General features: G+C 64.8%; 23 protein-coding genes. 13 read left to right on the plus strand and 10 right to left on the minus strand.

Going from position 1 to position 19,462, the window contains the following annotated elements:
• Nucleotides 1-240 precede the first annotated feature (240 nt).
• Entirely contained in the window at nt 241-618 is a 378-nt protein-coding gene (locus tag TNMX_RS13025; protein WP_126164926.1) for a transposase, read from the plus strand.
• A 243-nt stretch (nt 619-861) separates the two neighbouring features.
• Nucleotides 862-1,131, plus strand: coding sequence for a transposase (locus tag TNMX_RS12885; RefSeq protein WP_172640113.1), 270 nt, complete (start codon nt 862-864; stop codon nt 1,129-1,131).
• A 152-nt stretch (nt 1,132-1,283) separates the two neighbouring features.
• Here the strand turns inward: TNMX_RS12885 and ftsY are convergent, their stop codons facing one another.
• From ftsY to gltX, 3 genes are read right to left on the minus strand one after another with little or no spacing between them, the layout of a single operon-like run.
• Complete coding sequence (gene ftsY / locus TNMX_RS08950; RefSeq protein WP_038031416.1) at nt 1,284-2,198, minus strand: signal recognition particle-docking protein FtsY; 915 nt, start codon at nt 2,196-2,198, stop codon at nt 1,284-1,286.
• A gap of 43 nt (nt 2,199-2,241) precedes the next feature.
• Nucleotides 2,242-2,682: a hypothetical protein gene (locus tag TNMX_RS08955; protein WP_015716477.1), complete on the minus strand. Its 441-nt coding sequence runs from the start codon at nt 2,680-2,682 to the stop codon at nt 2,242-2,244.
• Nucleotides 2,683-2,713: 31 nt separating this feature from the next.
• Nucleotides 2,714-4,132, minus strand: coding sequence for a glutamate--tRNA ligase (gltX, locus tag TNMX_RS08960; RefSeq protein WP_015716478.1), 1,419 nt, complete (start codon nt 4,130-4,132; stop codon nt 2,714-2,716).
• A 54-nt stretch (nt 4,133-4,186) separates the two neighbouring features.
• On the opposite strand from gltX, the gene lptB reads away from it, so the two are divergent.
• Both lptB and TNMX_RS08970 read left to right on the plus strand, forming a co-directional pair.
• Nucleotides 4,187-4,915 carry an LPS export ABC transporter ATP-binding protein gene (gene lptB, locus TNMX_RS08965; RefSeq protein ID WP_015716479.1) on the plus strand — a complete coding sequence of 243 codons (729 nt, stop codon included), beginning with the start codon at nt 4,187-4,189 and terminating at the stop codon, nt 4,913-4,915.
• A 3-nt stretch (nt 4,916-4,918) separates the two neighbouring features.
• The gene (locus tag TNMX_RS08970) at nt 4,919-6,295 is read left to right on the plus strand and encodes a DUF3084 domain-containing protein (protein WP_038031418.1); all 1,377 of its coding nucleotides are present in this window, start codon (nt 4,919-4,921) and stop codon (nt 6,293-6,295) included.
• On the opposite strand, the gene prmC is transcribed toward TNMX_RS08970, so the two are convergent.
• The 6 genes from prmC to rpmH form a co-directional block, all read right to left on the minus strand.
• Nucleotides 6,212-7,069, minus strand: coding sequence for a peptide chain release factor N(5)-glutamine methyltransferase (gene prmC / locus TNMX_RS08975; protein WP_038031419.1), 858 nt, complete (start codon nt 7,067-7,069; stop codon nt 6,212-6,214). The genes TNMX_RS08970 and prmC overlap by 84 nt on opposite strands.
• Nucleotides 7,032-7,622 carry a R3H domain-containing nucleic acid-binding protein gene (locus TNMX_RS08980; protein WP_038031420.1) on the minus strand — a complete coding sequence of 197 codons (591 nt, stop codon included), beginning with the start codon at nt 7,620-7,622 and terminating at the stop codon, nt 7,032-7,034. The genes prmC and TNMX_RS08980 overlap by 38 nt, the downstream gene beginning before the upstream one ends.
• Before the next feature lie 9 nt (nt 7,623-7,631).
• Entirely contained in the window at nt 7,632-8,927 is a 1,296-nt protein-coding gene (locus TNMX_RS08985; RefSeq protein WP_038031421.1) for a YidC/Oxa1 family membrane protein insertase, read from the minus strand.
• Nucleotides 8,924-9,181: a membrane protein insertion efficiency factor YidD gene (gene yidD / locus TNMX_RS08990; protein WP_028494567.1), complete on the minus strand. Its 258-nt coding sequence runs from the start codon at nt 9,179-9,181 to the stop codon at nt 8,924-8,926. Before yidD ends, TNMX_RS08985 begins: the two co-directional genes overlap by 4 nt.
• Nucleotides 9,182-9,186: 5 nt before the next feature.
• Nucleotides 9,187-9,444, minus strand: coding sequence for a ribonuclease P protein component (gene rnpA, locus TNMX_RS08995; protein WP_253269388.1), 258 nt, complete (start codon nt 9,442-9,444; stop codon nt 9,187-9,189).
• Between the two features lie 80 nt (nt 9,445-9,524).
• Nucleotides 9,525-9,671 (minus strand): 50S ribosomal protein L34, encoded by a 147-nt coding sequence (gene rpmH / locus TNMX_RS09000; protein ID WP_015716485.1) that lies wholly within the window; start codon nt 9,669-9,671, stop codon nt 9,525-9,527.
• Between the two features lie 163 nt (nt 9,672-9,834).
• Here rpmH and TNMX_RS09005 point away from each other — a divergent pair, with 163 nt between their 5' ends.
• Genes TNMX_RS09005 through TNMX_RS09045 form a run of 9 tightly spaced genes read left to right on the plus strand, consistent with a single transcriptional unit; the run spans nt 9,835 to nt 19,246 of the window.
• Complete coding sequence (locus TNMX_RS09005; RefSeq protein ID WP_038031422.1) at nt 9,835-10,596, plus strand: ABC transporter ATP-binding protein; 762 nt, start codon at nt 9,835-9,837, stop codon at nt 10,594-10,596.
• A complete protein-coding gene (locus TNMX_RS09010) occupies nt 10,593-12,527 on the plus strand; it encodes a long-chain fatty acid--CoA ligase (protein ID WP_038031423.1) in 1,935 nt (644 codons plus the stop codon). Before TNMX_RS09005 ends, TNMX_RS09010 begins: the two co-directional genes overlap by 4 nt.
• Nucleotides 12,524-13,417, plus strand: a complete 894-nt coding sequence (locus tag TNMX_RS09015; protein WP_038031425.1) for a branched-chain amino acid ABC transporter permease — start codon at nt 12,524-12,526, stop codon at nt 13,415-13,417. Before TNMX_RS09010 ends, TNMX_RS09015 begins: the two co-directional genes overlap by 4 nt.
• Nucleotides 13,414-14,481, plus strand: coding sequence for a branched-chain amino acid ABC transporter permease (locus tag TNMX_RS09020; RefSeq protein WP_038031427.1), 1,068 nt, complete (start codon nt 13,414-13,416; stop codon nt 14,479-14,481). Before TNMX_RS09015 ends, TNMX_RS09020 begins: the two co-directional genes overlap by 4 nt.
• A gap of 40 nt (nt 14,482-14,521) precedes the next feature.
• Nucleotides 14,522-15,724: an ABC transporter substrate-binding protein gene (locus TNMX_RS09025; protein WP_038031429.1), complete on the plus strand. Its 1,203-nt coding sequence runs from the start codon at nt 14,522-14,524 to the stop codon at nt 15,722-15,724.
• Nucleotides 15,725-15,766: 42 nt separating this feature from the next.
• Nucleotides 15,767-16,597 carry an ABC transporter ATP-binding protein gene (locus tag TNMX_RS09030; RefSeq protein WP_038031431.1) on the plus strand — a complete coding sequence of 277 codons (831 nt, stop codon included), beginning with the start codon at nt 15,767-15,769 and terminating at the stop codon, nt 16,595-16,597.
• A gap of 57 nt (nt 16,598-16,654) precedes the next feature.
• Entirely contained in the window at nt 16,655-17,572 is a 918-nt protein-coding gene (locus TNMX_RS09035) for an RluA family pseudouridine synthase (protein ID WP_156919447.1), read from the plus strand.
• 9 nt (nt 17,573-17,581) lie between these two features.
• Nucleotides 17,582-18,541 (plus strand): site-specific DNA-methyltransferase, encoded by a 960-nt coding sequence (locus tag TNMX_RS09040; protein WP_038031443.1) that lies wholly within the window; start codon nt 17,582-17,584, stop codon nt 18,539-18,541.
• Complete coding sequence (locus TNMX_RS09045) at nt 18,542-19,246, plus strand: hypothetical protein (protein WP_015716494.1); 705 nt, start codon at nt 18,542-18,544, stop codon at nt 19,244-19,246.
• Here the strand turns inward: TNMX_RS09045 and TNMX_RS09050 are convergent.
• Nucleotides 19,220-19,462 (minus strand): aminotransferase class I/II-fold pyridoxal phosphate-dependent enzyme (locus TNMX_RS09050; RefSeq protein WP_156919448.1); only part of this gene is annotated, 243 nt, incomplete at its 5' end. The genes TNMX_RS09045 and TNMX_RS09050 overlap by 27 nt on opposite strands.

Raw genomic sequence — 19,462 nt, forward strand, 5'->3', positions numbered from 1 at the left:
TCTAAAGGTCTAACACACCTTTGGCGTTGAGGTTTGCTTTTTACACCCTCTCAAGGAGGCATTTGTGCCGTCTCAGAGACTGTCGTAAAAGTGGGGGTATGCTTGAGGGGTGAACTCTCGCAGAGTATATCCCAGCGACTTGACTGATGCAGAGTGGGCCATCCTGGGTCAGCCCGAAAGGGCTACCTTGACCCCCTTACCAAGATACGGTCTTCGCCCGTGACCCCGCCCCAAAACCCGGTGGCCGACCCGCCAAGGTACCCAGGCGGGAAATCGTCAACGCCATCCAGAAGGTGTTCCCCTAAAGGGGAAGCACGTTACGCCCTAGAAAACGGCATCAAGTGGCGGGCTATGCCTCATGACCTCCCCCATTGGTCCACCGTCTACCACTACTTCCGCAAGTGGCAGAAGGAGGGAGTTTGGGAGAAAGCCGTCCAGGCCCTAGCCCGCCGGGACCGGGAGCGGGAGGGGCGATACGCCTCTCCAAGCGCCCTGGTGATGGATAGCCAGTCCGTGGTCACGGGCATAGCCCGTATCTTGCAGACCACGGAAAAAGGGGGCCCCGGGGAAACGACGGGGCGAAAAAGGTCAAAGGGAGGGTCAGCCCGCAAGGGCTAATCTTGCAGCGGCAGATCCTGACGGATACGGGGGGCCGTCTCTTGAAAGCCTTTGTCCATCCGGCCAACGAGCACGACAAGTGGGGTGGGGAGGCCTTGCTCTTGGGGATGGACCTTTCCTTGTGGCCCCGGGTGCGCAAGCTCTCCAAGATAGCCCTTCGGGCTGACCGTGGACTGGGGGTACCGGGGTCACAAGGTGTTCCCCTAACGGGGAAGCAGCAAGGGGCTGGCGACTTCCTTGGGGTTGGAGCTGGAGGTGGTGGCCCGTCCCTATGCGGGGGTGCGTGGGGTTTGGGTGCGGGAGGGGGCGGTTGATGCGGAAGTGCCGGAGATTCCCCGGGAGCGGGGGTTTAAGCCTTTGCCCAAGCGGTGGGTGGTGGAGCGGACTTTTGCTTGGATGGGGTGGAACCGACGGTTGGGGAAGGATTACGAGTACCATCCTGAGGTGACGGAGGCCTGGATGTATTTAGGCATGCTACGCTTGCTGGTGAAGCGGCTAGCCAGGGCCGCCTGAGGTGGGGTGGGAGGGTTTTACGACAGCCTCTCATACCCTTTGCTTTTGGTTCCTGCGCTTCCAGGTTACCAAAAGACTCCACGGAGACTCCCTACCGGGGCCCCCATGCGTCAGCGAAGCTACGTTCTGGCGCAAGCCCACATGGGGTGGTATTAGGCCTCCAGCAGGGCCTCCACGAAGGCCTCGGGGTCAAAGGGCTGGAGGTCCTCCGGGCCTTCCCCCACCCCGATGAACCGGATGGGCACCTTAAGGGTGCGCACGATGGGGATGAGGACCCCGCCCTTGGCGGTGCCGTCCAGCTTGGTGACGATGACCCCGGTGAGCCCCACCGCCTCGTGGAAGCGCTTGGCCTGCTCCAGGCCGTTTTGCCCGGTGACGGCATCCAGCACCAGCCAGACCTCCTTGGGCTCCTCGGGATCGGCCTTGGCGATGGCCCGCTTCACCTTCTTCAGCTCCTCCATCAGGTTGTGCTTGGTGTGGAGGCGGCCTGCGGTGTCCACCAGGAGGAGGTCGTAGCCCCTGGCTTTCCGGGCGCTTGCCGCATCAAAGGCCAAAGCGGCGGGGTCGGCTCCTTCCGGCCCCTGGATCACGGGGATGTCCAGGCGTTTCCCCCACTCGGAAAGCTGGGCTCCCCCGGCGGCGCGGAAGGTGTCCCCGGCGCAGAACATCACCTTCTTGCCCAGGTTCCGGTAGTAGCGGCCCAGCTTGGCGATGGTGGTGGTCTTGCCCACCCCGTTCACCCCCACCACCAGGACCACGTGGCCCTGGGGTTCTATGGGCTTGGGGTTTTGCGGGCGGAAGCCAAGCTTCCTCAAGGTGGCCCGGCGCTCGTCCGGCTCCAGCATCTGGACAAGTTTCTCCTTAACGGCCTCCTTCAGGTCCTTCCGCCCCGAGGCCCTTACCTCGGCCAGGAGCTCCTCGGTGGCCTCGAGGCCCACGTCGGCGGCAAGGAGGGCCATTTCCAGCTCCTCCAGGACCTCCTCCGGGCTTCCGCCCCAGGGGATGGCCTTGAGGAGGGTTTCCCGCGTCTTGGCGAGGCCGGCTTTCAATCGGTCAAAGAAGCCCATCGTTTCCCTATTTTGCAAGCCCCCGCACCCCGCCTTAGGGCCTTTAGCGGAAACTTACCCCCAGGGTGAAGTGCCAGACCTTGGGGAAGTTGGCGAAGCCGTACACGTAGGTGGCCTCGGCAAAAAGCCCCGTGTAGGGGTCCAGAAGGCCCTCCAGCCCCCCGGTGAAGCTCACCCCGGCGGTGAGGCTTGGCCCCACCACGGCGCTGAGCCCCCCGCCGAAGTAGGGGAGGAGGCCCTTCAGGCTGGGGTCGTACTGGCCCAGGTCGGGTTTGAAGAGGAGGGCTCCCTCCAGGGCCACACCCGGGGCTGCCGGGGCCAGCATGGCGGAAAGCCGGCCCGAGAGGTTCTGCCGCAGGCGGTTTTCCAGCCCCGCCCCGAAGGTGAGCCCAAGGCTTTCCCCATAGCCAAACCGCATCTGAATGGCGCTCTGGGCGCTGGCCATTCCCAAAACGAGAAGGAGAGTAAGGAGAACCCGCCTCATGGCTCCAGTATACCCTGGCTTGTGGGGTGTTTCACGAAGTTCCTCCCGCCAGGGCCCGGGCCAGCCGGGCGAGGACCCGCTCCTTGCCGAGAAGGGCCATGATCTCGAAAAGCCCCGGGGTTTCCAGGCTTCCCGTGAGGGCGGCCCGTAAGGGCTGGGCCACCTGGCCGAGTTTAAGGCCCCGCTCCTGGGCGAAGCCCCGGAGGAGGGCGTCCAGGGCAGCCTCGCTCCAGTCCTCCTGGGCCCGGAGGAGGGGCTCCACCTCGCGAAGCACGGGAAGGCCTTCCCTCATCTTCTCCAGGGCCTTTTCCGTGAAAGGGTAGTCCTCGCTGAACAGGTAAGGGGCCTTTTCCGGAAGCTCCTTGAGGGTGTCAAACCGGGGGCGCATGAGCTCCACCGCCCGCCTCAGGTAGGCCTCGCTGGGCCAGGAAAGCCCGGCCGCCTGCAAAAAGGGCTTCGCCCGCTCCGCCACCTCCTCGAGGGGGAGGACCTCGCGGATGTACTTGCCATTGAGCCAGCGGAGCTTCTCCAGGTCGAAGACCGGGCCTCCCAGGGACACCCGCTCCCAGGTGAAGGCCTCGATGAGCTCCTCGAGGGTGAAGATCTCCCGCCCGTCGGGCATGGAAAAGCCCATGAGGGCCAGGTAGTTGCGCAGGGCCTCGGGCAAGAACCCCTCGGCCCGGTACCACTCCAGGGAGGTGTGGCTCTTCCGCTTGCTGATCTTGGTCTTGTCGGGGTTTCTAAGGAGGGGCATGTGGTAGAACTTGGGCACCTCCCAGCCGAAGGCCCGGTAGAGGAGAACGTGGATGGGGGTGGAAACCAGCCATTCCTCGGCCCGTATCACATCCGTTACCCCCATGAGGTGGTCGTCCACCACGTTGGCCAGGTGGTAGGTGGGGTACCCATCGGACTTGAGGAGGACCACGTCGGGGATCTCCTGGTTGTCGTAGACCACCACCCCCCTGAGCTCGTCCCTCACCTCGGTGGTGCCGGGCCTCGGCACCTTTAGGCGGATCACGTGGGGCTCGCCCCTTTTTGCCCTTTCCTCGGCTTCCTCGGGGGGGATGTTGCGGGCGCGGCCGTCGTAGCCCCCCTTTTCCTTGCGGATTCGTTCCAGCTCCTCCGGGGTCTCGAAGGCCCGGTAGGCCCACCCCCGCCTGAGGAGTTCCTCGGCGTGCTTTTGGTAGAGGGGTAGCCGTTCCGACTGCCGGTAAGGGGCGTGGGGCCCGCCGATATCCGGCCCCTCGTCGTAGGAGATGCCGAGCCACTTCAAGGCGGCCAGGATGCGCTCCTCCGCCCCCGGCACATAGCGGGTGCGGTCGGTGTCCTCGATGCGCACCAGGAAGCGCCCCCCGTTCTTCCTGGCCCAGACGTAGTTGAAAAGGGCGATATACGCCGTCCCCACGTGGGGGTCCCCCGTGGGGCTTGGGGCGATGCGGGTCACCACCATACCTCGCCCATTATCTCACCCGGGACTAAAGGTTGGGGCTTAGGCTTTAGGGTAATGGACGGGGAGCTTCTGGCAGAAGGGTTGCGCAAGCGCTACGGCCCCAGGGAGGTGGTGCGGGGGGTGGACCTGAGCCTCAAGCGCGGGGAGATCGTGGCCCTCTTCGGCCCCAACGGGGCGGGGAAGACCACCACCTTCTACATGATGGTGGGCTTTATCCGTCCCACGGGGGGGCGGATCTTCCTTAAGGGACGGGAAATAAGCCAGCTTCCCATGTACCGCCGGGCCCGGCTGGGTTTGGGCTACCTGCCCCAGGAGCCTTCCGCCTTCCGCCGGATGACGGTGCTGGAGAACCTCCTGGCCGTCTTGGAGTTCCAGCCCCTTTCCCGGGCGGAGCGCCTGGAGAAGGCCAAGGCCCTTTTGGAGGAACTGGCCATCTACCACCTCAAGGACCAGATGGCCTACGCCCTTTCCGGTGGGGAAAGGAGGCGGCTTGAGATGGCGCGGGCCCTGTGCACCGACCCCGATTTCATCCTTCTGGACGAGCCTTTTACCGGGGTGGACCCCAAGAACGTGAAGGAGATCCAAAAGGTCATCGCCGAGCTCCGGGAGAGGCGGGGGGTGGGGGTTTTCATCACCGACCATGCGGTGCGGGAGACCCTGGCCATCACCGACCGGGTCTACGTGATGTATGACGGCCAGATCCTCTTCCACGGGGATCCCGATACCTTTGCCCGGGACCAGGGGGTAAGGCGGCACTACCTGGGAGAGGACTACGAGCTTTAAGCCATGACCTTCTGGGCCCTCCTCATCCTGATCCTCCTCCTGGCCGCCTTGGTGGCCTATCTGGGGGATAGGGTGGCCAAGTGGGCGGGGAAGCGGCACTACCGCCTTTTTGGCCTCAGGCCCCGGCAGACGGCCACCCTGGTGGCGGTGCTCACCGGGGTGGGGATCGCCCTTTTCAGCTACCTGGGGTTCCTCCTGGTGTTTCGGGAGGCCAGGGAGGTGATCCTCGAGGCCCAGGCCATCCGGGCTGAGCGGGACCAGCTTAGGAGGGAGCGGCAGGTCCTCCTGGAGGCCAAGGCGGCCATGGAGGCCGAGGCCAGCAGGACCCTGGCGGAGCTCCATGTCCTGCGGGAGGAGCGAAAGGATCTTTCCCGGGCCCTGGAGCAGGCCAACCAGGTGAGGAAACGCCTGGAGGAAGAGGCCAAGGCCCTGGCCTCCCAGGTGCAGGCCCTGGGAAGGGAGCGGGCTACCCTCGAGGCGGAGCGCCAGGCTCTTTCCCAGCTTCTTGAGGAAAGGAACCGGGCGCTCTCCGAGAGGACCAGGGAGCTCAAGGCCCTGGAGAGCCGCCTCCTTGCCCTGCAACAGGCAGCGGAGCGGGCGGAAGGGGAAAAGGCTAGGCTTCTGGCGGAGAGGAAGCGCCTTCAGGAGGAGGTTCTGGGGGCTCTTGCCCGCCTGGAGGAGGCCCGAAGGCAGCGCCAGGCCCTGGCAGAGGAGGTGGAGGCCCTTAAGGCCAGCTTGAGCAAGGCCCGGGAGGAGCTCCGCCAGACGGAGGAACGGGTGAGAAACCTCCTGGTGCAGGCGGAGGTGCTGCAGGGGGAGAGGGGCCAGCTGGCCCAGAGCCTGATTCGGCTCAGCCAGGGTCTCTACCTGGGGGAGGTGCGCCTGGGGGCGGAGGAGGGGAGGGAGGCCTTGGAGCGGGTGGCCGAGCGCCGGGCCCTTCTCCAGGGTTTCCGGGGGGTGGAGCTTTTGGAGGCGCCCCAAGGCCCGGGGCTTGCGGTGCTGGAGGGGGCGGGGTACCGGGAGGGGAGGCTTTTGGTGCGGGTGCGCTTTTATCCTGAGCGCAAGGCCTTCGCCGCCGGGGAGGTTCTGGCCGCCCGCACCTTCCGCCTATCCACCCAGGCCCGCAACCAGGAGGCCCTCGAGGGCCTGGGGGAGGCCGTGCGGCAACGGCTTTTGCAGGCGGGGTATGCCCCGGAATACGCCACCTTTCCCTCTCCCGAGGAGCTGGCCCGCGGCCTTGCCCTTCTTCAAGGGAAACGGGGAGTGGTGCGGGTGGGGGTGGTGGCCGCCAAGGAGCTATGGACCACGGAGAGGCCCCTTCTCTCCTTCCAGCTCCTGGGAGGGCCTCCGGGCCCGGAGGTACCGGTCCCGACCCGCTAGGTCCTGTAGCACCTCCACGTCTTCCCATCCCTTGGCTTTAAGCTCTTCCGCCAGGAGTTGGACGTTCTCCGGGGCGAGCTCCAGGAGGAGAAATCCGCCGGGTTTGAGGGCCTCAAAGGCCTCCTCCGCCAGGGGACGGGCCACAGCCAGGCCTTCCTCCCCAGCGTAGAGGGCCAAGGGGTTCTCGTGGGCCAGCTCGAGGGGAGCCATTTCCCGGTAGCCCAGGGGTAGGTAGGGGGGATTGGCCACCACCAGATCCAGGTCCCGTAGGCCTCCCGTGAGGGGGGCCTTCAGGAAGTGAACCTTAAGTCCCAGGCGCTCGGCGTTTTCCTCCGCCAAGGCCAGGGCTCTTTCATCTATGTCGGTGGCAAAGACCAAAGCCTCGGGCAGGTGCGCTTTGAGGGCCAAGGCGATGGAGCCTGTGCCCGTGCCCACGTCCAGGATGCGGGGAGCCTTGGGCAAGGGAAGCCTAAGGGCCAGCTCCACTAGGCCTTCGGTTTCGGGACGGGGAATAAGGACCCCCTCGGCCACCTTCAGGGGTAGGCCGAAGAACTCCACCTCCCCTAAAAGGTACTGCAAGGGGTAGCCCGCAAGGCGCTTTTCCAAGAGGGCCCGGGCCCTTTCCTCGGTGCCCGGGGGTGGAGCCTCGAGGAGCCTTAGGAGCAGGTCCTTCCGGGAAAGCCTCGAGGCCAGGGCCAACAGGTCCAGGGCTTCCCCTTCGGGAAGCCCCGCTGCCCTAAGCCTGGTCTTGAGTTCCCGAAGGAGCCTGACCACGGGGGTAGACCACCACGTGCCGCTCCTCTCCTTCCCCCTGGCTTTCCGTGGTCACCTGGGGGTGGTTTTTTAGGAGCATGTGCACGATCCGCCTTTCCGAGGGGCGCATGGGGGGAAGGTGCAGGGGCTCCTGGGTCATGGCCACGGTGAGGGCGGCATCCTCGGCGATCTTGCGGATCTTGTCCTCCTGCCGCTTGCGGTAACCGGCGGCATCCAGGATCACCCGGTAGGCGCTGCCGAAGTGCTTGGCCAGCACCACCCCGGCCAGGTACTCCACGGCCTTTAAGGTGCGCCCCTCCTTGCCGATAAAGCGCCCCAGGTCTCCACCCTTGACCTCCGCCTTGAGGAGGTTCCCCTCCTGGCGGATCTCCACGTAGTGGGCGGGGTCCAGGCGCAGCAAAAGGCCCACCAGGAAGCTCTCCAGCACCTCTTTGGGCCCTTTTTGCGTGGGGCTGGCTTTCCCCGCCTCTTTTAACTCCACCCCCACCGGGGCCTCTTCCAGCACCCCCAGGTCGGAGAGGAGGTCGTCGATGCTCTTTTTCTTCTCGTCCATGCCCTCAGTTTACGCCGCTAAGGGCTTGAGGCTTTTGTTGATCAGCCACTGCTGCACCAGGCCGATGAGGTTGGAGAGCACCCAGTAGAGGGTCACCCCTGCGGGGAACTGCAGGACCAGGAAGATGAAGATCAGGTTCATGAAGAGGCTTTGCCGGATGAGGTCCTTGTTCCCGTGGGCGGAAAGCCAGGTGGAGAGGAAGGTGGAGGCCACGTAGAGGGCGGGGAGGATGTAGAAGGGGTCGGGGAGGGCCAGGTCGGGGATCCAGAGGAGGCCCTGGCCGAACTCGTAGTTGGCGATCACCTTCCAGAGGATGAAGAGGATGGGCATCTGGATGAAAAGGGGGAGGCAGCCGGCGGCGGGGTTTACCTTATGCTCCTGATAGAGCTTCATGGTGGCCTCCGCCCGCTTGTTGGGGTCGTCCTTGTACTTCTCGTTGATCTTCTGGATGAGGGGCTGGAGGCGTTGCATCTCCGCCATGCTCTTGAACTGCTGGTGCATGAGGGGCCAAAGGAGGAGGCGTACCACCAGGGTCAGGAAGAGGATGGCCAGGCCCCAGCTACCCGTGTGGCGGAAGGCCACCTCCATGAGCCAGAGAAGCCCCAGGGAAAGCTGCCCCCAGATGTTGGGGGAAAAGAGGCCAGGAAGGGAGAGAAGGCCCTCCACGTGGAAGCGCACCAGCTCGTTCTGGCCCCCGTAGACCTTGAGGGTCTCCCCGGGAGTCAGGGTAAGGGTGGCCTCCTTGCCCACCAGCTTCCCCGAAAAGGCCCTTTGGGCGAAGGCCACCAGGGCATAGCCCGCCTTGGGCTTGGTCTGCCAGGCCAGGTAAACCAGCTGGCCCTCCCCGCTCGGGGTGGGTTCCGTTTGCCCTTGTAGGAGCACCTTGGGGCTTCCCTGGGCGGAAAGCCTCAGGGTGAGGGGGAAGTCGGCGCTGATCTGGACGGTGTACCGCCCCTTTTCGATGCGGTAGGTGAGGGTGCCCTCTTGGCCCTGGAAACGGGCCAGAAGGCGGCCATCCTCCACCTGGTACTCCGCTTTCTCCGGGGTGAAGCCCACCGGGGCCACCACGGGGCCGTTGCCGCTCAGGTTGGGGGCGCGGGTGTAGTCGTTGAAGGCCGTGCCCTTGTAGGTCTTCACGTACCAGCCCACCACCTGGCCCTTCTGGTCAAAGGCCAGGTCCATGAGGTTGGTGACGGCAATCTTCTCCGGCACCCCGTCCCCGTTTACGTCCTGGTCCTTGAAGCCCGCCTCGAGGGCCAGGGCGCTAAAGCCCAGCAGGAAAAGGAGGGGTAAAAGCCTTTTCATCGTGCCTCCTTGTGGGTCTTAACGGTTCTCCTGGGTGGGAAGACCAGGGGCACCGGGTCCAGTCCCCCGGGGTGCAGGGGATGGCATTTCAGGATGCGCCTGGCCGCCAGGTAGCTACCCCATAAGGCCCCGTGGCGCTCCAGGGCCTCGAGGGCATAAGCGGAACAGGTGGGGTGGAAGCGGCAGGTCTTGGGTTTGAGGGGGGAGATGAACCTGCGGTATGCCTTGACCAGAAGGATCAGTAAGCCGCGCACGCCGCCTATTGTATCAGCCCGCTCTTCTTGAGGGCGCGGATGAGGTCTTGGAAGAGCTCGGCGTAGGTGGCCTCCCGGGCCTCGGGGCTTGCGATCACCAGGAGGTGGGCCCTGGGGAGGTGGAGGCGGCGGAGGATCTCCCTTAGGCGGCGCTTGATGCGGTTGCGCACCACCGCCTTGCCCACCTTCTTGGACACCACGATCCCCACCCTGAGCTCGGAGGCGGGGAGCCACTTCACGTTCAAAAAACGGCCCCGCCCCATGCGTCCTTGGCGGAGCCTTTGGAATGCCCGGTCGCCCTTTAGGGAAAGGAGTTTACCCCCCGCTGCAGGGGGGGGTTGGCTCAGGCGTTCACCCTGGGGGTGAGGCGCCAGCGGCCCTTCTGCCTTCTCCGCTTCAACACCTTCCTGCCGCCTGGGGTCCTCATGCGGGCCCGGAAGCCGTGGGTCTTGGCCCGCTTCCTCCGGTTGGGTTGCCAGGTCCTTTTCATCCATTTCCCTCCCTGGGGCCTTGGCCCCCAATACCTTAAAGAGTGTAGCATAAGAAGGGCTATACAGGGTCTAACGGTTTTTTACACCCTGGCAAGAGAGCGTTGACATCCGTTTTGCCTTCCCCTTATACTTCCCCCCAAACAGCTGTTAGGGAGGAGGTCCGTGGCCCAGCTTTTGGTGGAGAACATCACCCTAACCTTTGGCGGCGTGGCTGCTCTTTCGTCGGTTTCCCTTGCGGTGGAGGAGGGGGAGCTGGTCTCCGTCATCGGCCCCAACGGGGCGGGGAAGACTAGCCTTTTAAACTGCATATCGGGCTTCTACCATCCCCAGCGAGGTCGCATCCTCTTTGGGGGGCACGAGATCACCCGCGCAAGCCCCCACGAGGTGACCCGTCTGGGCATCGCCCGCGCCTTCCAGAACATAGAGCTATTCTCTGGCCTCACGGTGCTGGAAAACCTCATGCTGGCCCGGCACACCCACCTGGGCTACAACCTTGCCCAGGCCGGGGTCTTTTACGGCAAAGCTTTGGCCAAGGAGGTGGAGAACCGCCGGGTGGTGGAGGAGGTCATCGACTTCATGGAGCTGGAACCCTACCGCAAGGCCTTGGTGGGAAACCTCCCCTATGGGGTCAGGAAGCGGGTGGAGGTGGCGCGGGCTCTTTCCCTTTCCCCCAGGCTCCTTCTTCTGGATGAGCCCATGGCGGGAATGACCCTCGAGGAGAAGGAGGACATGGTCCGCTTCATCCTGGAGATCCGGGCCCAGGGCACCACGGTGATCCTCATCGAGCACGACCTGGGGGTGGTCATGGACATCTCCGACCGGGTGTATGTGCTGGACTTCGGCCAGGTGATCGCCGAGGGGGCGCCGGAGGAGGTGGCCAGGAGTCCCAGGGTTCAGGAGGCCTACCTGGGGGTGGAGGCATGAAGGCCCTAAGGCCCTCCTACGAGATGAAGCGCTACACCCTGCCCCAGCTTCTGCGCCTTAGGGCGGAGCAGGAGGGGGACAGGGTGGCTTTGAGGGAAAAGGACTACGGGATCTGGAACGAGATCACCTATGCGGAGTACTACGAGAGGGTCCTCCTCTTCGCTCACGGTCTCCTCTCCTTGGGATTCGAACCGGGGGAGAGGCTGGCCATCATCGCCGACAACATCCCGGAGTGGCTCTATGCGGAACTCGGCACCCAGGCGGTCCGGGGGATCAGCGTGGGGGTTTACCAAAGCAGCCTTCCCGCCGAGATCGCCTACATGCTTCAGTACGCGGGGGCCAGCATCGTACTCGCCGAGGACCAGGAGCAGGTGGACAAGCTCTACGAGATCCGAAGCGAGATCCCGAAGGTCCGCCACGTGATCTACGAGGATCCCAAGGGCATGCGGAGCTACCGGGACCCCTGGCTCCTTTCCTTTGAGGAGGTCCTGGAGCGGGGCCGGGAGCACCGGAGGAAATATCCCGACGCCGTGGAAAGACTCCTCCTCGAGGCGAGCCCCGAGGAGGTCTGCCACCTCTCCTCCACCTCCGGCACCACGGGAAGGCCCAAGGCGGCCACGCTCCGCCACCGCAACCTCATCCACATGGGGGTGGCCCTCCAGGAGGTGGACCCCCTTCTCCCCACCGACGACTACCTTTCCTTTTTGCCCCTCGCCTGGATCGGGGAGCAGATGATGTCGGTGGCCATGGCCCTCACGGGGGGCTTCGCCGTCAACTTTCCCGAGGCGGTGGAAACCGCCCTGCAGGACCTGAAGGAGATCGGCCCCCATGTGATGTTCAGCCCTCCCAGGGTCTGGGAGAGCATCCAAAGCAGCATCTGGGTGCGCATGTCGGAGTCCTACGCCTTCAACCGCTTCGTGTACGAGAAACTTCTCCAGATAGGTTACCGGGCGGCGGACTACCGCATGCGGGGGAAGCCCATGCCTCTCGGGCTACGCCTGGTCTACTGGCTGGCGGACCAGGTGCTCTTCAGACCCTTGCGGGACCAGCTGGGCTTTTTGCGCCTGAGGCGGGCCTATACAGGGGGTGCTGCCCTGGGCCCCGATGTCTTCCGCTTCTTCCACGCCATTGGGGTGAACCTGAAGCAGATCTACGGCCAGACCGAGATCATCGGCATCGCCTTCGTCCACCGGGATGGGGACGTGCGCCACGATACCGTGGGCCTGCCCATCCCCGGCACCGAGGTCCGGATCAGCGAGGAGGGGGAGATCCTCTGCCGCTCCGATGCGGTCTGCGCCGGGTACTGGGAGCGCCCCGAGGCCACGGCGGAAACCTTCCGGGATGGCTGGCTCCACACGGGGGATGCCGGCTACCTCACGGAGGACGGGCACTTGGTGGTCATCGACCGGCTCTCCGACGTGATGCGCACGGAGAAGGGCACGGTCTTCAGTCCCCAGTTCGTGGAGAACAAGCTGAAGTTCTCCCCGTATATCAAGGAGGCGGTGGTCTTCGGGGACCGCAAGCCCTATTTGGCGGCCTTCATCAACATAGATCCCCAGACGGTGGGCAAGTGGGCGGAGGACCGGGGGTTGGCCTACACCACTTACCTGGACCTCTCCTTGAAGCCCGAGGTGGCCGAACTCGTCCGCAAAGAGGTGGAGAAGGTGAACCAGGAGCTTCCCGAGGACCTCAAGATCCGGCGCTTTGTCCTGCTCTACAAACTTCTGGATGCCGACGACGAGGAGCTCACCCGCACCGGCAAGGTGCGCCGGGGCCTCATCGCCAAGAAGTACGCGCCCTTGGTGGAGGCCCTGTATTCCCAGGCCGAGGCGGTGGAGGTGGAGGCGGAATACCGCTACCAGGACGGGACCGTCCAGCGGGTGCGGGCCCGGGTACCGGTTTTGGACCTGCGGGAGGAGGTGGCGGTGTGAGCTTCTTCTTACAGCTCCTTTTTTCCGGCATTGTCCTGGGCCTGGTCTACGCCCTGACAGCTTTGGGCTTTGTGCTCATCTACAAGGCCAGCCGGGTGGTGAACTTCGCCCAGGGGCAGTTCATCGCCCTAGGGGCCTTTTTGGCCTACTGGGCCATGGTGTCCCTGGGGGCACCCTTCCTCCTGGCGGCGGCCTTGGCCTTGGCCCTGACCGCCCTTTTGGGCTTTGGGGTGGAGCGGGTTTTCCTCAAGCGCCTGGTGGGCCAGCCCATCATCTCGGTCATCATGGCCACCATCGGCTTGGCCTCCCTGCTGGACGGCCTCATCCACCTTACCCCCTACGGGGCGGGGAACTTTAGCTACCCCAGCTTCCTTCCTGCTGGGGGCCTCACCCTTTTGGGCGTCCAGATCTCGTACGCCCAGCTTCTGGCGGTGGCCTTCACCTTGCTTTTCCTCCTGGCCTTCACCTGGTTTTTCCAGCGTTCCACCCTGGGCGTGGCCATGCGCAGCGTGGCCGATGACCAGATGGCGGCCATGAGCCTGGGGGTTTCCGTGGAACGGGTCTTCGCCTTGGCCTGGGCGGCGGCGGGGTTGACGGCGGCGGCCGCGGGGATGGTGGTGGGGACCATCTCCGGCCTCAACCTGGACGGCCTGGTGCACATCGGCCTGCGGGTTTTTCCCGTGGTGATCCTGGGAGGGCTGGATTCCATCCCGGGGGCGGTGGTGGCGGGGATCCTCATCGGGGTCTTGGAAAACCTGGCCGCGGGCTTCCTGGACCCCTTTATCCCCGGTGGGGGCACCCGGGATGTCTTCCCCTTCCTGGTTTTGCTTTTGGTCCTTTGGTTCAAGCCCCATGGCCTTTTTGGCACGGAGGAGATCGAGCGCGTATGAGAAACCCCTGGGCCCAGACTGGAAACTACCGCACCTCGTACCAACAGGACACCAGCATCTTTGCCACCCACCGGGAGCTGGTTTCCCTTCTTCTCTTCCTAAGCTTCCTCCTGGTTCTACCCCTCTTCCTCTCCCGCACCCAGGTTTTCATCCTGGATCTGATCCTGGTCTACAGCATCGCCGTTTTGGGGCTGAACATCATCACCGGTTACGCCGGCCTCATCAACATCGGTCAGGCGGCCTTCATGGGGGTGGGGGCCTACACGGCGGCCCTTCTCGCCCCCCAGGGACTTCCCTTTTGGTTGGCGGTTCCCTTGGGCGGGTTGGTGGCGGCCTTTTTCGGCTTCCTGGTGGGCATCCCCAGCCTTCGGGTGAAGCACCTCTACCTGGCCCTGGCCACCTTGGCCTTCCAGGTGGTGTTTGAGTGGACCGTCGGGCACATGCCTCTTCTAAAGCAGGGTGGGGCCATGGACATGCCCCGGGCCAGCTTTTTGGGATACGAGGCGGGCTTTCGCAACCACTTCCACTTCTGGTACTACGTTTCCCTGGTGGTTTTGGTCCTTCTTGCGGTCTTCTTCCGCAACCTCCTGCGCACCCGTTACGGGAGGGCTTTGATGGCGGTGAGGGACAATGACCGGGCGGCAGACGCCATGGGCATGGACCCTGGCCGCACCAAGCTCTTCGCCTTTGCCCTGGGGGCTTTTTACGCCGGGGTGGCGGGGGTGCTTTACGCCTACCTTTCCCGGGCCGTGGTCATAGAGGACTACACCTTTGCGGTTTCCATCAAGCTTTTAGCCATGGCCATCGTGGGAGGGTTGGGTACCCTGGTGGGGAGTTTCCTGGGGCCGGTTTTCCTGGAGCTCTTGGATGTGAACATGGAGGCGCTCTCCAACCTCATCAAGGCCCTGGGCTTCAGCGTGGCCGGGGTGGATGTGGCCAGCGCCTTAAGGCCCTTGGCCTTTGGTCTCATCATCGTGCTCTTCCTGATGTTTGAGCCCAGGGGGCTTTACAACTGGTGGCGGATCGTGCGAAGCTACTTCCGCACCTGGCCCTTTAAGTACTAGGCAACCCCCCTTATGGGGTTGGCAATGGGAGGTGAGGCAGATGCGAAAACTCTGGTTCGGTCTACTGGCGGCGGCAGGGCTGGCCTTGGGCCAGCAGCAGGTGACCATCCTGTGGTCGGGGGCCATCACCGGCCCCACCTCGGATGCGGGGGCTCCTTACGGGGCAGCGGTGGAAGACTATTGCAAGTACGCCAACGAGAAGAAGCTGATCCCCGGGGTGGTCCTGAACTGCCTGGTGCGGGACGACCAGTACAACAACGCCAACACCCAGCGCTTCTTTGAGGAGGCCTTGGACCGCTTCAAGATCCCCGTGTTCCTTTCCTACGCCACCGGGGCCAACCTGCAGCTCAAGTCCTTGATCCAGGAGGTGAAGGTACCCACGATCCCCGCCTCCATGCACGTGGAACTCATCGACCCTCCCAACAACGACTACTTCTTCATCCCCACCTCCACCTACTCCGAGCAGGTGGTGGCCCTTCTGGAATACATCGCCAAGGAGAAGAAGGGGGCTAAGGTGTCCTTGGTGGTGCATCCCTCTCCCTTCGGCCGGGCCCCGGTGGCCGATGCCCGGAAGGCGGCAGCCCAGCTGGGGCTCCAGATCGTGGATGTCCAGGAGGTGGGGGCGGGCAACCTGGACAATACCGCTCTACTGAAGCGCTTTGAAGCGGCAGGGGTGGAGTACATCGTCCACCAGAACGTGGCTGGCCCAGTGGCCAACATCCTGAAGGATGCCAAGCGCCTGGGCCTGGATAAGAAGATGAGGCAGCTTGGGGCCCACTACACCGGTGGCCCCGACCTGATCAAGCTGGCGGGGGATGCGGCGGAGGGGTTCCTCTGGGCCACCAGCTTCTACATGTTCCACGAGGATGCCCCGGGTATCCGCTTGCAGAAGGAGCTCGGGCAGAAGTACGGGCGGCCGCAGGCCATCGTGGAGAGCGTGAACTACACCAACGGCATGCTGGCCACCGCCATTGCGGTGGAGGCCATGCGCCGGGCCCAGGAGCGGTTCAAGCGCATCACGGGAGAAACCGTCTACCAGGCCCTCGTGGGGATGAACGGGCCCAACGCCTTCAAGCCGGGGTTTGCCGTTTCCACCAAGCAGGGTATTGAGATCGACTTCACCAAGAGCGAGCACACCGGGGCGGAGGGCTTGAGGATCCTCGAGGCCAAGGGGGGCCGCTTCGTCCCCGTGACCGAGCCCTTCACCTCGGCCCTCTTCCGCAAGGTGCACTACGGCAAGTAAGACTTTTGGCCCGGGGGAGTTCCCCCGGGCATTCCTTTCGCCATGAGCCTGAACCCCACGCGCCCCGAAGACTTAGGCCCCATCCTCCTTTTGGTCAACAACATCGAGGTGGTCTACCACGACATCATCCAGGTCCTGCGCGGGGTTTCCCTGAAGGTCCCCGAGGGGCGCATCACCGCCCTCTTGGGCCCGAACGGGGCCGGGAAGACCACCACGCTCCGGGCCATCTCCGGCCTTTTGATTCCCGAGGACGGGGAGGTGGTGAGGGGAGAGATCCTCTACCAGGGAAAGCCCATCCATAATCGCCCCCCCGAGGAGATCGTGAGGATGGGTATCGTCCAGGTGCTGGAAGGCCGGCGGGTTTTCAAGCACCTTACGGTGGAGGAGAACCTGCGGGTGGGCACCTTGACCCGTAAGGACAGCCATCTTAAGGAGGATCTGGAGCGCATCTACCATTACTTCCCTCGCCTGGCCGAGCTCAAGAACCGCCTGGCCGGGTACTGCTCGGGGGGAGAGCAGCAGATGATCGCCATCGGCCGGGCCCTCTTGGCCAAACCCCGGCTTCTCCTCCTGGACGAGCCCTCCTTGGGCCTGGCTCCCCTTTTGGTGCGGGAGATCTTTGACATCGTGGCCCGGGTGAACGCCGAGGAGGGGGTCACGGTCCTGGTGGTGGAGCAGAACGCCCGGGTGGCCCTTTCCATCGCCCATTACGGGTACATCATGGAAACGGGGCGGATCGTCCTGGAGGGGGATCGGGACTACCTCCTGGAAAACCCCGACGTGCAGGAGTTCTACCTGGGGGTGGCCAAAGGGGGCGGACGCAAGAGCTTCAAGGAGGTAAAGGCCTACAAGAGGCGGAAGCGGTTCATGTAGCCTGCCGCAGGACCCCGGCGTGGCGAGGCCCACGCCGGGGTTCGTATCATGGAGAGCGTGGTGCGCTTTCGCATGGAAGGGGTGCGCCTGGACCAGGCGGTGGCCGAGGCCTGCGGGGTAAGCCGCAGCCGGGCCCAGGAGTGGATCGCCCAGGGCCGGGTCCAAGTGGGGGAAAAGGTGGTGGAAAAGCCCTCCTACCGCCTTAAGGGGGAAGAGGTGCTGGTGGTTCCCCCGGAGGAAAAGCCCTTCGTGGCCCCTCAGGACCTGGCCATCCCGGTGCTCTACGAGGACGAGGACCTCCTGGTCCTCAACAAGCCTGCGGGGCTTCTTACCCATCCGGCTCCCGGGGTATACACGGGCACCGTGGTCAACGCCCTGTTGGGGCGGTACTTCCCTCTCCAGGAGGCCGAGCGGCCCGAGGAGGTGCGTCCCGGCATCGTGCACCGCCTGGACAAGGACACCAGCGGGGTCCTGGTGGTGGCCAAGCATGGAGGGGCCCTCGAGGCCCTGGCCAGGGCCTTCCGCGACAGGCTGGTGATGAAACGCTACCTGGCCATCACCGAGGGGCACCCCAAGGAGGGCACCCTCATCGCCCCCATAGGCCGGCATCCCGTGGAGCGGCACAAGATGCACGTGGGGGGGATTGCGCCCCGGTATGCGGAAACCGAGTTCCGCATTCTCGCCACCGCCGGACCCTACGCCCTGGTGGAGGCCCGGCCCCACACCGGCCGTACCCACCAGATCCGGGTCCACCTCAAGCACCTGAAGGCCCCCATCCTGGGGGACGAGCTTTACGGCCGGCCCTCCCCCCATATCCCCCGCCAGGCCCTCCACGCTTGCGAGCTTAGGATCCCCCACCCTAGGACCGGGCGCTTCTTGGAGTTCCGGGCCCCCGTGCCCCGGGACATGGTGAAGGCCTGGGGCGCCCTCGGGGGGGAGTGGCCTGAGGGGATCATCTTGGAAGACCCTGTATAATCACCCCAAATGAAGCGCTCTCCGGTTCGCAGGGTGGCTCCCTTGGGCTTGGTCTCGGTGCGGGCTCCGGGTGAGGAGGCCCATGGTCCGGGTCCGTCCCCAGGGTATCCCCCTGTTGGGGAAGCGGTGGGGCCTTTCCCTACTGGGGAAGCGGCCCATTTCCTCCGCGTGGGGGACGCCCGGAAGGTGCTTGCCGAATTCCCCGAGGCCTCCGTCCATCTGGTCTTGACTTCCCCCCCCTACTGGACCCTTAAGCGGTATGAGGATGTGCCCGGCCAGATGGCCCACATCGAGGACTACGAGGCCTTTTTGGACGAGCTGGACCGGGTGTGGCGCGAGGCCTTCCGCCTCCTCGTGCCCGGGGGCAGGCTCATCATCGTGGTGGGGGACGTGGCCGTGGCCAGGAGGCGCTTCGGGCGGCACTTGGTTTTTCCCCTTCATGCCGACATCCAGGTCAGGTGCCGTAAGCTCGGGTTTGACAACCTGAACCCCATCCTCTGGTACAAACGCACCAATGCCAGCCTCGAGGTGGAGGGGCGCGGCGTCTTCCTGGGCAAGCCCTACGAGCCCGGAGGCATAATCCGGACGGAGGTGGAATACATCCTCATGCAAAGGAAGCCCGGGGGCTACCGCAAACCTAGCCCTGAAGCCCGGGAGAAGAGCCGCCTTCCCAAGGAGGACTTCCACCGCTTCTTCCGGCAGATCTGGGACGACATCCCAGGGGAGAGCACCCGCCTCCACCCCGCGCCCTTCCCCTTGCCCCTTGCCGAGAGGCTCGTGCGCATGTTCAGCTTCGTGGGGGATACCGTCCTAGACCCCTTCGCCGGGACCGGGACCACCCTGGTGGCCGCCGCCAAGTGGGGGAGGAGGGCCCTGGGGGTGGAGCTGGTGCCGGGCTACGCCGCCCTCGCCCGGGAGCGCTTCGCCCGGGAGGTGCCCGGGGAGGTGCTGGAGGTCGTGGGGGACTAGATGGAGCTAGGGCAGGCCCTAGAGGCTGCGGTTTGGGACGGGCTGGAAAAGCCAGCCCAGAGCAAGAGGCGTTGGGATCTTTTGGCGGACTACTGTATGGCTCGGCTGGAGGCCCGGGGCCTTAGGGGCCTTTTGGGAGGAAGCCGGGGTGAAGTGAGCGTCCGGGGTTTTGCCCGGGCGAAGGACTGGGATGTGGTCCTGCTCGCCCCCCTCCTCGCCGGCGGGGGAGGGGGACGTATCCAGCACCCAGGGGAGAAGCCTCGCCTCCTTCTTTCCCTCAAGTCGGTCCTCCGCAATCCCCTGGGTTCCCTCCCCAACCGATTGGACGACCTCCTCGGCGAGGTTTCCTCTGTCCAGATGCTCTACCCGGAGGTGGTCATCGGCTACGTTGTGGTTTTAGACCACGGGGCCTTTGGCAAAAGCGCGGGGGGGAAGGCCGCCAAGGCAGGAGGAGAGGAGTGGGAAGAGGGCTACAACCGCTTTAAGGAGCGGCTGGCCCATTTGACCCAGCGGCGGCCTCCCTTGTGGGCCCAGGGCCTCATTGAGGGGCACTGGGTCATTGAGGTGGACAGCCGGACCCCTGGCCTTTTCCTGGACCTGGAGGCCACCCTGGAGGCGGGGGAGGCCTTCTTTGACGCCCTTGTAGGGGCCCTGAGGGAGCGGGAACCCCTCCTCTTCCTAGACCACGGCCAAAAGCCCCTTTAGCGCCTGTCCCAAGCGCCGCACGCCCTCTTGGATTCTCTCCCGGTCCAGGGTGGCGTAGGAAAGCCTCAGGGTGTTCTCCCCGCCTCCATTGGCGAAGAAGGGCCCTCCGGGCACGAAGGCCACGTTCTCGGCGATGGCCCGTTGGAAAAGGACCTCGGCGGAAAGCCCCTCGGGGAGGGTCATCCAGACGAACATCCCTCCCTTGGGCCGGGTATA

This window comes from Thermus sp. NMX2.A1 (assembly GCF_000511705.1).
GTDB classification, from domain to species: domain Bacteria; phylum Deinococcota; class Deinococci; order Deinococcales; family Thermaceae; genus Thermus; species Thermus scotoductus.